Here is a 13,016-nt window from a genome sequence, read left to right as displayed (position 1 = left end):
CGAGGGCGCTTGCTAGGGTCAAAGCATGGCAGGATGGCCCAACATCACCGACCTGATTTCTACCAACCCCGATGCGGATGTCGCGATCCTCGGCGCGCCGCTGGGCGCGGGATCGGTGACGCCCGGCGGGTGCCATCTTGCGCCCGAGCTGCTGCACCGGACGCTGCGGCGGATCGGGCGCTATGATGTCGAGACGGGACGCGAGCTGACGACCGCGATCTGCGACCGCGGGGACATCCACCTCAAGGATCTGTCGATCGAGGAAGCGAGCCCACGCATCGCCGAAGCCGTGGCGGCGAGCATCGCCGCGCATGCGCTGACGTTGCTGGTCGGCGGCAACAATGCGATCACGCGGCCGGCGGTGCTCGGGCTCGGCGGTGATTTGGCCAAGGTCGGGCTGATCACGCTCGACGCCCATTTCGACATGCGCGACACAAAAGATGGCCTGAGCAACGGCAACCCCGTGCGCGCGCTGATCGAGGATGGCCTGCCCGGCGCCAACATCGCGCAAGTCGGCCTTGCTCCCTTCGCCAACACCGAAGCCATGCACCGCGATGCGCAAGCGGCGGGCAATCTGGTGGTGAGCATCGGCGAGGTCCGCCGTGACGGAATCGCGGCGGCGATCGATCGCGCGCTCGGCCATGTCGAGCATTGCCAGGCGCTGGTGATCGATTGCGACATCGACGTGATCGACCGCGCTCAATTCCCCGCCGCGCCGGGCGGGCGTGCCGGGGGCATGGCGGCGCATGATTTCTTCGCCGCCGCGCGCCGGCTGGCGGCCGAGCCACGCGTGCGCGTGATCGACCTCACCGAATGGGATCCGCCGCTCGACTCGACCGACCTCAGCGCGCTGACCGCGGCGCGTTGGGTCGCCGAGTGCATCGCCGGTTACGAGGCGCGCTGAACAGCGGCGATCCGCCGCCCCTTGTCGGACAGCGTGCGGAAGGTGATCGAAAAGCGCAGCCGATCGCCCGGCGTAATGCGATGCTCCCAATCGCGGCGCACCTCGCCTGACAGCAGATAGGCCGATCGCGGCGCGACCTCGATCGCCGCGCGGCGGAAGCCGTCGGCGGTGCGCTGGCGAAATCTCAGCATGGCGGGCGTGCCGAGCGACACGCCGACCACTTGGTCGAACACGTCGCGGTCCTTGTGCCAGCCGATCCCCGCGCCGGGATCGTAGCGGGCGACGAGCACGTGGTGGATGCTGTCCGGGCCGACGCCGGCGAACGCCGCGGCGCGGTCCCGCAACGGCTCGAGCCAGTCCGGGATCGGCTCCGTGGGCATGAAGCTGGCGTCGTCGAAATCGTAGCACCAGCCGAAGCTCATCGTCTTGCGATTGCCGAGCCAGCCCTGGAAGCGGAAAGGCGACAGGTCGAGCGTGTCGAGGTGGGCGATCAATGCGTGCTCTTCAGCGGCGGTGATGACATCGTCGCGATAGTCGAGGCCGGGGATCAGCGGAGCGTCGAACAGCCCGGTCACGTGCCGAACAGCTCCTTGAGCTCGGACGGGCGAAGCTCGGGCGCGAGCTGGTCGAAGGTGCATTGCTGGGGCGACTTGTCGGGCCGCCAGCGGAGGAGGCCGGTGCCGTGACGGAAGCGGCGCGCGGTGACCTGGTCGTAGCGCACTTCGACCACCAGCTTGGGCGCAAGCGGCTGCCATTCGGCGGAGCGCGCATTGGCCCAGCGGCTCGGCCCACCGGGGGCGTTGCCCGTGAAGCCCGGCGGCTTGATGAGCTGTTCGAGCTTCGCGGTGAGCGCGGGCCGGTCTTCTGCCCTGAGCGCGGAGGTGAAGCCGACGTGGTGCAGCAGTCCGTCGTCGTAGAGCCCAAGCAGAAGCGAGCCGACCTCCTTGCGCTTTTCGGCGTAGCGGAAGCCGCCGACGACGCAGTCGGCGGTGCGCTGCTGCTTGACCTTGACCACTGCGCGCTCGCCGGCGCGGTACGACTGGTCGGTGCGCTTGGCGATCACGCCGTCGAGCGCGCCGCCGCTGCGCGCGAGCCAGCCGAGCGCCGCGTCGCGGTCGTGCGTCATCGGCGACAAGTGCAGACCATCGACGGCGTTCTTGGAGAGGAAACGCTCAAGCTTGTCGCGACGCTGAGCCAGCGGGTCGTCGAGCAATGAGCTGCCGCCGAGTTCGAGCAGGTCGAAGGCCATCAGCTCGGCCGGCGTCTCGGCGGATAGTTTGCGGATGCGACTCTCGGCGGGGTGAAGCCGCATCTGCAGCGCGTCGAACGCCAGCGCGTCGCCGACATTGATCACCAATTCGCCGTCGAGCGTGAAGCTTGTCTCGCGCACGCTGCGCAACATCTCGACCACTTCAGGGAAATAGCGCGCGAGCGGCTTGCCCGACTTGGACGTCAGCGTGACCGCGTCACCGTCGCGCCGGGCGATGGTGCGGAACCCGTCCCACTTGGGCTCGAACTGCCAGCCGTCGCCGCTCGGCAATTCCGCCGCGAGCAGGGCTTCCATCGGTGCGAGCGTGGGCGCCATGCGCCGCTAACGCGTCACAGCACCGCCAGATGCTTGTTGTCGAAGGTCTGCGCATATTGCGACGCGATCTCGACCTTGCGCTCGATCGCCTTGATGATCGGCACCGAGAAATCGACCCCGGCCATGCGCGAGCAGCTGCCCAGGTTACCGGGGCTGAACACGTTCACCTCCAGAATCTTGTCGCCGACGATGTCGATGCCGACGAGGAACATGCCGTCGGCGATGAGCTTGGGACGGATGAGTTCGGCCACCGCAAGCTCGACATCGCCGATCTCGACCGATTCGGCGGTGCCGCCGGCGTGGATGTTGGAGCGGATGTCGTCGGCCGAGGCGACGCGGCGCAGCGCGCAATATTTGCCGTCGATCTGCAGCGGTTCGCCGTTCATCAGGAAGAAGCGGATGTCGCCCTTCTTGGCCGCGGGAACATAGGCCTGCGCGATGATATAGCCGTCGCGCGAAATCGCCTCGATGATCTGGTTGATGTTCGCCTTGGTCTTGGCGTCGAGCTTGAACACCCCCGACCCGCCCGAGCCCTGCAACGGCTTGAGGATGATGTTGCCCTTATGCTCGCGCGCGAAGGCCTTGATGTCCTCCTCGTTGCGCGAGATCAAAGTTTCCGCGCGCGCTTCGACCGGGAAGCTCTGGAAATAGAGCTTGTTGACCGCGCGGCCGAGGCTGTCGGGGTCGTTGACGACGAGCGTGCCGCGCTTGGTCGCCTCGCGCCCGAACAGGATGCCGGCCTCCGCCGCCCAGGGGCAGGCTTGCGCGTCGAGCGAAGGGTCGTTGCGCAGCATGACCGCGTCGATCTCCTCGATGTCGACGCGTTCGACCTTGGCCTTGCCCGACTTCAGCGTATCGAAAAAGTCGGCGCGGTCCTTGTACTTGCGCTTGGGCAGGAAGCGGCCGTGGACGTGGAGATGGTCGTCGGGCGTCAGGACGAAATCCGATGGCGTAATGTAGCACACGCGGTGCCCGGCGATGACCGCCTGATGCGCGAGGATGGTCGTGGTGTACCCCTCATATTCGCGCTCGAGATCGTTGACGAAGAAAGCGATGTTCACGGCGGCGTCACTCCATGTTGAGCATTGATGCCAGGGGGACGCCGCTTTGCAGGCGCGCGATCCTGGCTTGCGCATCGGGGCGCGCCAGGAATTCGGGCAGGTGGCGCGGGGCGCTAACGAGGCCGCGTTGCAACAGTTCCTCGACCGCCGCGAGGTGCCCGGGCGCAATCTTGCCGAGCCAGAAGGGATCGAGCGGGACGCCGTCGGCGACATAATCGCACACCGCCTTGAAGCCGCGCAGGTAGATCGCGTCCTTGGCCAGGCCGCCCGATCGATGCACCCGCGCGGTGATCGAGAAGGCGGTCTGCTCGCGGAAGCCGCGGTCGCGCAGCAGCCGGTAGGTTTCAATGAAGTCGGCGCCGCGAAGCATGGCATCGACCGCGACCACGCGGCCGGCGAGTAGGCGGAAACGCGCGTCGGTCAGGCCGCCCACGGCCCATTCGGCGAACACGCCAAGCCCTTCCTGGACCCCTTCATATTGCGCCAGGCCGGTGCGGAACAGCTCCAGCCCCTGCGCCGCGCCGTTGAAGAAGGTCAGCAGATGGATGCTGACTTCGTGCGACAGCAAGGCATCGAGGCGATGATCGGCCATGCGCGTGTGGGTCGAGATCATCAGCGTCCCGCCCGATACCATCAGCCCCGCGGCAAGATCGTCGCGCAGCTCGACCGCGGCATCGAAGCCTTCGCCCGCGTTGCGATAGTCGCGAATCAGGCGCTGTGCGGCCTTGGCGACTTCGCTGGCACCGATCATGCGGCCGCATTTTCGCGGTTGCGGCGTCGCGGCGAGGATCGCTTCGGCGGCGCGCAACAACTCCTCCTCGACCGCGCCATATTGCAGCATGGATGCCGCGCGGAAGCTGGGCGTGTTGCGGGTCGCAAGCATCGTCAGCTGCTGCTCGATCTCCTGCCGCTTTTCGGCGAACAGATGTTCGAGCAGGGGGTCTTCGAGCTGGGCGAGGTCGATGGCGTAGAGCTGGCGCTTGGCGGCGTCGGGGTCGACCTCCAGCGGGCGATAGCGGAAGCGCGGCGGTTTCCGAGCGCCCTGCGCAAGGAAGTCCGCCTGCGCCTCGGCGGTGTTGATCGGCGACACCGACAGCAGGAAATCGAAGCTGGTGGCGACCGCATCGAGCTTGCGATCGGCGGCCAGCGCGGCGGCAAGGAAGGCACTGCGGCCGAGCGAGCGATAATGGGCTGGCGGACCTTGATCGGTCTCGTCGGCGAAGGCGCAAGCGGCGCGCAGCAAGGCATCGCCGGTGCGAACGGACAGGTCGCGGAACAATTGCGGATAAAGGTCGCCGTCGGGCGAGAGATAGATGCGCGGCAATCCCACCGAAATCTGCGTCACCCGGTCGTCGCGGTCGACGAGCGCCTCGACCCCCGGCTCGAAATAGGCGCGCGACCGATGCTCGACCTCGCAATGGCGAAGGTCGATCTCGATCTTGCTCATGGCTGTCGCCAGATGCTCGGCGATGTCGGCGCTCAGCGCGTCGTCGCTGGCGCCGATCCAGGCGACGAAAGGCGGCAGGTGGGGATCGTCTTCCTTGCGCGATTCGGGCGTCGGCTGATCGTAGAGCGAGATGAGGATGATGCGGTCGAACCGCGTCAGCAGGGCCTCGGTAATCTGCTTCAGCGCCTCTTCCGCCGGGCCGTCATCGGCCGGCGACCAGACGAGATAGGAGGAGCTGTGCAGCGCGACGTTGCGCGCGAGGCTGTCGCCGGCGCGCTCGGTGCGGTTGAGCACCAGGAAAAACAGGTGCCGGTCCATGTGCAGCCGGCCGCCCTCGCCGATCTGCTGGCGGATCGCCCCGCCCGGCCCGATGTCGAGCGCCATGGGCACCTCGCGCAGCACGGCGGGCGTGCTCACGCCAGCAAGCCCTCCGCCGTCCTGGCGATATGGTCGATTAGGCGGCGCATTGCGGCCAGCTCATCGGGCAGAGGCGCGCCCGACCATTCGTCCATGAAGAATTTCTTGAATTCGAGCGCGACGGCGCAACCTTGCTTCGGGTAAGTCTCATGGACGAAGCGCGTCTGCTCGCCCTTGCCCTGGAAGGCGACATTTTCGCGTACGTCGAGATGGCGGCCATTGAAGTCGAAGCTGCGCATCGCCTCCATCAGCGGGTCGAGCAGGAACGCCCATTGCTCGCGCGGCATCGAGAAGGTGCCGATGTTGATGTCGGGCGCATCGGCCTGCGGGGTCGCGGCGCCATCGGGCCCGTCGCGGCGGTGGTTGTAGCTGTGGACGTCGATCACGACGAAACGCGGATGTTCGGCGGCGACCTCGTCGAGCAATTCCTTGAGCATCGCATAGTAGCTGGCGTGAAGATCGAGCGAGCGCTGGACGAGCGCCTTGTCCGGTCGCTGATGCCAGACGTCGAGGCCCCAGCATTGCTCGGGCGTTTCATAGACCGCGCCGTCAGGGCCGCGGTTGAGGTCGAATTCGAAGCGCGACCGGTGGACGACGACATGCGTCGGCACGTCGAGCACCGCCTGGCCCGTGAACGGGTCCTCTTCCCGCAGGCGATCGGCGTCGGGGAGCTTCATCGCGGCGGCGATTTCGGGCCTGAGGTCGTGCCCGTCGTGGATCGCGGTCGCGACGATCGGTCCGGGACCGTGCGCGACGGTCCACAGCTGGCTTTCGGTGGGGGTGGCGTCAATCATCGAAACGATAAGCGTTCCGGGGGCGGTTCGGTTGCGTGCGGCCGGGGGTCGTTACGGTGGCGGCTTCCACAGGGGGACATGATGCAAGCCAATCCGCAGGTCGACGCCGCAACCGCAAGCTATATTGATGGCCTTGGCGCCGAGGCGCTGGCCAAGGCCGCAGCCTATACCGCAGGCAACCATTGGCTGCTGCTGTGGAGCCTGGTGGTCTCGGCAATCGTCACCTGGCTGATTGTTCGTTCGGGCGTGCTCGACCGGATGCAGGCGAAGCTCGAGCGTCGCAACGGGTTCCTGCGCACCTTCCTCATCCCCGCGGTCTTCCTGCTGATCTCCAGCCTGCTGTCGCTGCCATTTGCGATCTACACCGACTGGTGGCGCGAGAAGGAATATGGCCGGTCCAGCCAGCCGCTAGCCGACTTCCTCTCGCAAGGCGCGATTTCGCTCGCCATTTCGGTCGTCGTCGGCGGGCTGTTCCTTGCCGCGCTCTACTGGCTGATCAATCGCGCCGAGCGCCGCTGGTGGATCTGGTCCGGCGGCCTTACCGCGGCCGCCTTCGCGTTCATGATGCTGCTGTCCCCGATCCTGATCGAACCTTTGTTCAATCAGTATAAGCCGGTGCCGGCGGGGCCGGTGCGCGCCGCGCTGGAGGAGATGGCGGCGAAGGCGAACATCCCGAGCGACCGCATCTTCATGTACGACGGATCGCGCCAGTCGAACAATTTCACCGCCAACGTCTCGGGCGTGTTGGGCTCGGCGCGCATTGCCATCGCCGATGTCGCGCTCAAGGAAGCTTCGCTCGACGAGGTGCGCGCGGTCACGGGGCACGAGATCGGCCATTATGTGCTGGGCCATATCTGGCGCAGCCTGATCGTGCTGTCAGTGCTGGCGATCGTCCTTTTCTTCCTCGCCGACCGCCTGTTTCCCGTGTTCGCCCGTGCCTTTGGATCGACCGCCAAGATCGGCGAGCCGCGCGGCGTCCCGGTGCTGATGTTCATGGTCGGCGTGGGCGCGCTGATCGCCATGCCCGTGACGAACACGCTCAGCCGCATGAGCGAGAGCGAGGCCGACGCTTATTCGCTGCGTACCGAGGACAAGCCAGACGCGCTGTCCTCGGCCTTGGTGAAGACCGCCGAATATCGCTACCCGCGGCCGAACCCGGTGCAGGAGGCGATCTTCTACACCCACCCATCGGTCGAGCGCCGCGTGCGGCGGGCGATGGAATGGAAGTTCCGCCAGCGCTGATGCGCGTCCTTGCCGATCCCGCCAACGTCCTCGCCCGCGGGCTGGCGGACATCCGCGTCGAATATCAGGTGCCGGCGACGTTTCCGGCGGACGTGCTCGCCGAGGCCGAGCGCGCCGCGGCGCGCCCGCCGACGGATCATGCCGACTGGACCGACCGCGCCTTCGTCACGCTCGATCCGGCAAGCGCGACCGACCTCGACCAGGCGTTCGCGATCGCGCGCGCCGGCCCGGACATGGTGCTGCATTATGCGATCGCCGATGTCGGCTGGTTCGTGGCCGATGGCAGCCAGCTGGATGCGGAGGCATGGCACCGAGGCACGACCCTCTACCTGCCCGACGGCAAGGCGCCGCTCTATCCCCCGTGCTCGGCGAAGGCGCGGCGAGCCTGCTGCCCGACGTGCCGCGGCCGGCGGTGGTGTTCAGCGTGCGGGTCGATCGGCAAGGGGAGGTGCGGCTCGACAGCGTGACGCGGGCGGTCATCCGCAGCCGCGCCAAGCTGGCGTACGAGACTGTCCGCGATGACGACTTGCCAGCGGGCTTTGACGAGCTGACCGATCGCTTGAACGCCGCCGAGCAGCGCCGCGGTGCGGCACGGGTCGATCCGCCCGAGCAGGAGGTGGTCGCGCTCCCCGATGGCGGGTTCGACCTGCGCTTCCGCGCGCGCCGCACGGCGGAGGATCGCAATGCCGCACTGTCGCTCGCCGCCAATCTCGCCGTTGCGGACCTGCTTGTCGCGCACCAGACTGGGCTATTCCGGGTGCTTTCCGAGCCGCATGAAGGCGCCGTACGACGACTTCGGCACACGGCGCAGGCGTTCGGGATCGCCTGGCCCAAGACGATGTCGCTGGTCGACTTCGAACGCGGGCTCGATCCGAAGGTGCGCGAGCAGGCAGCAATGATGGCGGCGATCCGGCGCGCCGGCGGCGGCGCGGCCTATGAGCCCTTCGTCGCGGACCGCACGCCATGGCACGCGGCCGTAGCTGCGACCTACGCTCATGCCACGGCACCGCTGCGGCGGCTGGCCGACCGCTATGTGATCGAGGCCGCACTGGCGCTGGCGAATGGCCAAGCGTTGCCGGACGGCGCGGCACAGGCCTTCGCACGCCTGCCCAAGGTCATGGCGCGCGCCGAGGCGCAGGCGGGCCAGATCGAGCGTGCGGTGATCGACCTGGCCGAGGCGGTAGTGCTGGCGGACCGCGTCGGCGACACCTTCTCGGCCGTGGTCACCGATGCGGATTCGCGCGGCGACCGCATCCAGCTGTGCGCGCTGCCGGTGGTCGCGCGGCTGGAGGCGGGGCGCGTGACCCCGGGGGACGCGATCGACGTGGCTCTGCAGTCGGCCGATCCGGGCACGCGCCGCATCTTCTTCGCACGGCGCTAGGCGCGCTGCCGGAGTTCTTCGCGCAGCGCGCGCACCTCATCCAGCAACGCTTTCATATCGCCGTCGTGCGTCGTGCGCTTGTGCCGTTCGGCGTCGCGGCCGACGAAGAAGCTTGCGAAGGTGGCGGTGATGTAGCCGAACACGGCCAGGCCGTAGAGCGCGAGCAGCATGGCCAGCAAACGGCCTTCGCTCGTCACCGGCCAGAAGTCCGTCCCAAGGCTGGCGACGAGCATCCCGGTCCACCAGAGGGCATGCCCGTAAGAGGTAAAGCCGCCGGTCGATTCCTTGCTATTCTCCAGGCTCAGCATGCCGGCTGCCCCAAGCGCGATGACCAGCAAGGTCAGTCCCAGCACGTAAGCGAATCCGCGGCGGACAAGGGTCGCCTGAAGGGCGTTCATGCTGCGATTGGCGGTGCCGACGATGCGCACCAGCCGGAATCCGCGGGCGGCGCGCGCCACGCGCAAGAAGGCCGCCGCGCGGAACAGGCGAAGCGCCGGCACGACGAGCGCGATGAGCGTCAGCCAGTTCGAGCGGAGGAATGGGAGCTTTTCCGGCGCCAGTGCAAAGCGGACGAGGAATTCGACGATGAAGATCGCCCAGATCGCGGTGCCGACCGTTTCCAGCAAAGCGCTGGTGCCCGAGACGAGCTCCCAGATGACAATCCCCAGCCAGGCGAGGCTGAGCAAAGCCGCCGGCCAGGCCAGCCACTCGTCGAGATCCCGAAGCAGTCGCCATCGCAGCTTTGCCGAAGCCATCGCGCCCTCCATTCCTGATGCGGAAGGGAGACGCTTGCACGGGTCGAAGTGTTCATCGCGCGGGAAGCTGGCGCCTGGCCGGGGCAACAAAAAAGCCCGCTCGAAAGCGGGCTGATTGGCTGCTGCTGGTGGCGCGGCTGAAGTCGGCGGCAAGGTGCGCCGGCCTTCGCGGTGGCAGCGCAATCCCTAAGCCCAGTGCGCGCGCCGACAAATTGCGTTGGTTGCGGGGGTAGGATTTGAACCTACGACCTTCAGGTTATGAGCCTGACGAGCTACCGGGCTGCTCCACCCCGCGACGTTAACGATGGCCTCAGGCGCCGGCGCCGGCATCCGCCGGCTTGGCGCTCCTCCCGCCTTGCGGCGGTCCGGGCGGCCGTTCGGCCTTGCGAAGCCTCGCGGCCTCGGGACCTCTGCCCGGTAAACGAAAAAGCCGCCGCTCGGCAGGCCGGCAGCGGCTTTTCGTAACATGTGAATGGGTTTTCGAACCACGCCGCCAGCAAAGCCTGGCGACGACCTACTCTTCCGCAGCTTAAGCTGAAGTACCATTGGCGCTGTCCGGTTTCACGGCCGAGTTCGGGATGGGATCGGGTGGGTCACGGACGCTATGGTCACCAAGCTATGGTGACGGCGCGGATCGAAATTCTAGAAATCGTGCACTTGGGCATTGTTCTTAGCGTCATCTAGCTGAGATCAAACCAACCGATCTTCCTTTGCAGGACTGTCGGTGATGGTGGGACTCTCAAGCGCGAAATGAGTAATTAGGACCGGTTAGCTCCACACATTACTGTGCTTCCACACCCGGCCTATCAACGTGGTGGTCTTCCACGACTCTAAGATACCTTATCTCGAGGGAGGCTTCCCGCTTAGATGCTTTCAGCGGTTATCCCGTCCATGCATAGCTACCCTGCTGCGCGGCTGGCGCCACGACAGGTCCACCAGAGGCATGTTCACCCCGGTCCTCTCGTACTAGGGGCAACTCCTCTCAAGTATCGACGCCCACGGCAGATAGGGACCAAACTGTCTCGCGACGTTCTGAACCCAGCTCACGTACCACTTTAATTGGCGAACAGCCAAACCCTTGGGACCTGCTCCAGCCCCAGGATGTGATGAGCCGACATCGAGGTGCCAAACAACCCCGTCGATATGAGCTCTTGGGGGTTATCAGCCTGTTATCCCCGGCGTACCTTTTATCCGTTGAGCGATGGCCCTTCCACGAGGGACCACCGGATCACTATGACCGACTTTCGTCTCTGCTCGACTTGTCAGTCTCGCAGTCAGGCGGGCTTATGCCATTGCACTCTAACAGACGGTTTCCAACCGTCCTGAGCCCACCATCGCGCGCCTCCGTTACTCTTTAGGAGGCGACCGCCCCAGTCAAACTACCCGCCACAGAGGGTCCCTGCACCGGATAACGGTGCGAGGTTAGACTGTAGAAAACAACAGGGTGGTATTTCACAGGTGACTCCACCCAAGCTGGCGCCTGGGCTTCAAAGCCTCCCACCTATTCTACACAATTGTTTCCCACAGCCACTCTGAAGCTGCAGTAAAGGTGCACGGGGTCTTTCCGTCTAACCGCGGGTACTCCGCATCTTCACGGAGAATTCAATTTCGCTGAGCAGGTGTTGGAGACAGTGGGGAAGTCGTTACGCCATTCGTGCAGGTCGGAACTTACCCGACAAGGAATTTCGCTACCTTAGGACCGTTATAGTTACGGCCGCCGTTTACCTGGGCTTCAATTCGGAGCTTGCACTCCTCCTCTTAACCTTCAGGCACCGGGCAGGCGTCAGACCCTATACGTCGTCTTGAAGCCGACTTAGCAGAGCCCTGTGTTTTTGTTAAACAGTCGCTACCCCCTGGCCTGTGCCCCCGACAGTGCTTGCGCATAGCCGGGGCCTCCTTCTTCCGAAGGTACGGAGGCAATTTGCCGAGTTCCTTCAACACCCTTCTCTCAAGCGCCTTGGTATACTCTACCTGCCCACCTGTGTCGGTTTCGGGTACGGTCTATATGGTGAGGCTATTTCCTGGAACCTCTTCGCCGCCAGTACCAATCCAATAAGGACTGACGACTTACGAGATCCGTCACACATCACCAGGTTCAGGAATATTAACCTGATTCCCATCGACTACCCCCTTCGGGCTCGTCTTAGGGGCCGACTCACCCTGCGCGGATTAGCCTTGCGCAGGAACCCTTGGGCTTTCGGCGAGAGGGCATCTCACCCTCTTTATCGCTACTCATGTCAGCATTCTCACTTCCGATATCTCCACCGTCGGTTACCCTTCGGCTTCACTGACTTACGGAACGCTCCGCTACCGCGTGCACAAAAGTGCACACCCTAAGCTTCGGTGCATATCTTTAGCCCCGGTACATCTTCGCCGCAGGAACCCTTATTTAGACCAGTGAGCTGTTACGCTTTCTTTAAAGGATGGCTGCTTCTAAGCCAACCTCCTGGTTGTTTTGGGATTCCCACATGCTTTCCCACTTAGATATGACTTGGGGACCTTAGCTGTAGGTTAGGGCTGTTTCCCTTTTGACGACGGACCTTAGCACCCGCCGTCTGTCTCCCGGACTATACTCGATGGTATTCGGAGTTTGGTTAGGTTTGGTAGGTCTCGCGACCCCCTAGCCCATCCAGTGCTCTACCCCCATCGGAAAACATCCGAGGCACTACCTCAATAGTTTTCGCGGAGAACCAGCTATTTCCCGGCTTGATTGGCCTTTCACCCCTAAACACAACTCATCCGGTAACTTTTCAACGTTAATCGGTTCGGGCCTCCAGTGCGTGTTACCGCACCTTCACCCTGGTCATGCCTAGATCGCCGGGTTTCGGGTCTAATGCATCAAACTCAATCGCCCTATTCAGACTCGCTTTCGCTGCGCCTACACCTATCGGCTTAAGCTTGCTTGATACATTAAGTCACTGACCCATTATGCAAGAGGTACGCGGTCAGATCTCAAGGATCCTCCCACTGCTTGTAGGCAACCGGTTTCAGGTACTGTTTCACTCCCCTCATCGGGGTGCTTTTCACCTTTCCCTCACGGTACTAGTTCACTATCGGTCATACACGAGTATTTAGGCTTGGAGGGTGGTCCCCCCATGTTCAGACAGGATTACACGTGTCCCGCCCTACTCGAGTCCTGATTGATTGTTTTCGCATACGGGGCTGTCACCCGCTCTGGCCAGTCTTTCCAAACTGTTCTGCTAACTAACAACCAGGCACTGGCCTGGTCCGCTTTCGCTCGCCACTACTAACGGAATCTCGGTTGATGTCTTTTCCTCCGGGTACTGAGATGTTTCAGTTCCCCGGGTTCGCTTCACTAAGCCTATTTTATTCAGCAAAGTGATATCCTTCCTATTTAGCCCCGATGCTGACTGCTCAGCAGCGAGAGTAAATAGTGAGGATGGGTTTCCCCATTCGGAAATCTGCGGGT

General features: G+C 64.4%; 9 protein-coding genes, 1 tRNA gene, 2 rRNA genes and 1 pseudogene (1 of these 13 cut by a window edge). 4 read left to right on the top strand and 9 right to left on the bottom strand.

Annotation, left to right across the window (positions count from 1 at the left end):
• Positions 1-25: 25 nt before the first annotated feature.
• Positions 26-904 carry an arginase family protein gene (locus H9L13_RS02105; protein WP_187538599.1) on the top strand — a complete coding sequence of 293 codons (879 nt, stop codon included), beginning with the start codon at positions 26-28 and terminating at the stop codon, positions 902-904.
• On the opposite strand, the gene H9L13_RS02100 is transcribed toward H9L13_RS02105, so the two are convergent.
• From H9L13_RS02100 to H9L13_RS02080, 5 genes are read right to left on the bottom strand one after another with little or no spacing between them, the layout of a single operon-like run.
• A complete protein-coding gene (locus H9L13_RS02100) occupies positions 889-1,479 on the bottom strand; it encodes an alpha-ketoglutarate-dependent dioxygenase AlkB (protein WP_235091085.1) in 591 nt (196 codons plus the stop codon). The two genes, H9L13_RS02105 and H9L13_RS02100, sit on opposite strands and share 16 nt — an antisense overlap.
• Positions 1,476-2,489, bottom strand: coding sequence for an ATP-dependent DNA ligase (locus H9L13_RS02095; RefSeq protein ID WP_187538594.1), 1,014 nt, complete (start codon positions 2,487-2,489; stop codon positions 1,476-1,478). The genes H9L13_RS02100 and H9L13_RS02095 overlap by 4 nt, the downstream gene beginning before the upstream one ends.
• Positions 2,490-2,503: 14 nt before the next feature.
• Positions 2,504-3,550: a glutathione synthetase gene (locus H9L13_RS02090; RefSeq protein WP_187538592.1), complete on the bottom strand. Its 1,047-nt coding sequence runs from the start codon at positions 3,548-3,550 to the stop codon at positions 2,504-2,506.
• Positions 3,551-3,557: 7 nt separating this feature from the next.
• Positions 3,558-5,414: a flavohemoglobin expression-modulating QEGLA motif protein gene (locus H9L13_RS02085; RefSeq protein ID WP_187538590.1), complete on the bottom strand. Its 1,857-nt coding sequence runs from the start codon at positions 5,412-5,414 to the stop codon at positions 3,558-3,560.
• Positions 5,411-6,208, bottom strand: a complete 798-nt coding sequence (locus tag H9L13_RS02080; protein WP_187538588.1) for an N-formylglutamate amidohydrolase — start codon at positions 6,206-6,208, stop codon at positions 5,411-5,413. The genes H9L13_RS02085 and H9L13_RS02080 overlap by 4 nt, the downstream gene beginning before the upstream one ends.
• Positions 6,209-6,286: 78 nt before the next feature.
• Here H9L13_RS02080 and H9L13_RS02075 point away from each other — a divergent pair, with 78 nt between their 5' ends.
• From H9L13_RS02075 to H9L13_RS13005, 3 genes and pseudogenes are all read left to right on the top strand, one after another.
• Positions 6,287-7,450 (top strand): M48 family metallopeptidase, encoded by a 1,164-nt coding sequence (locus tag H9L13_RS02075; protein ID WP_235091082.1) that lies wholly within the window; start codon positions 6,287-6,289, stop codon positions 7,448-7,450.
• Positions 7,429-8,426, top strand: a pseudogene (locus H9L13_RS13010) (RNB domain-containing ribonuclease); the annotation flags it as partial. The gene H9L13_RS02075 and the pseudogene H9L13_RS13010, both read left to right, overlap by 22 nt.
• Before the next feature lie 141 nt (positions 8,427-8,567).
• Complete coding sequence (locus tag H9L13_RS13005; RefSeq protein WP_425326496.1) at positions 8,568-8,831, top strand: hypothetical protein; 264 nt, start codon at positions 8,568-8,570, stop codon at positions 8,829-8,831.
• Here H9L13_RS13005 and H9L13_RS02065 read toward each other — a convergent pair.
• From H9L13_RS02065 to H9L13_RS02050, 4 genes are all read right to left on the bottom strand, one after another.
• Entirely contained in the window at positions 8,828-9,586 is a 759-nt protein-coding gene (locus tag H9L13_RS02065) for a potassium channel family protein (RefSeq protein ID WP_223176466.1), read from the bottom strand. The genes H9L13_RS13005 and H9L13_RS02065 overlap by 4 nt on opposite strands.
• Positions 9,587-9,804: 218 nt before the next feature.
• A tRNA-Met gene (locus H9L13_RS02060) sits at positions 9,805-9,881 on the bottom strand.
• Positions 9,882-10,087: 206 nt separating this feature from the next.
• Positions 10,088-10,202 (bottom strand): 5S ribosomal RNA (gene rrf, locus H9L13_RS02055).
• A gap of 122 nt (positions 10,203-10,324) precedes the next feature.
• Positions 10,325-13,016, bottom strand: a 23S ribosomal RNA gene (locus H9L13_RS02050) (it continues 101 nt past the right edge of the window).

This window comes from Sphingomonas lutea, from assembly GCF_014396785.1.
GTDB classification, from domain to species: Bacteria; Pseudomonadota; Alphaproteobacteria; order Sphingomonadales; family Sphingomonadaceae; genus Sphingomicrobium; species Sphingomicrobium luteum.
Note: the sequence above shows the minus strand (reverse complement) of the source record. Positions and strands in the feature narration are given on the sequence as shown.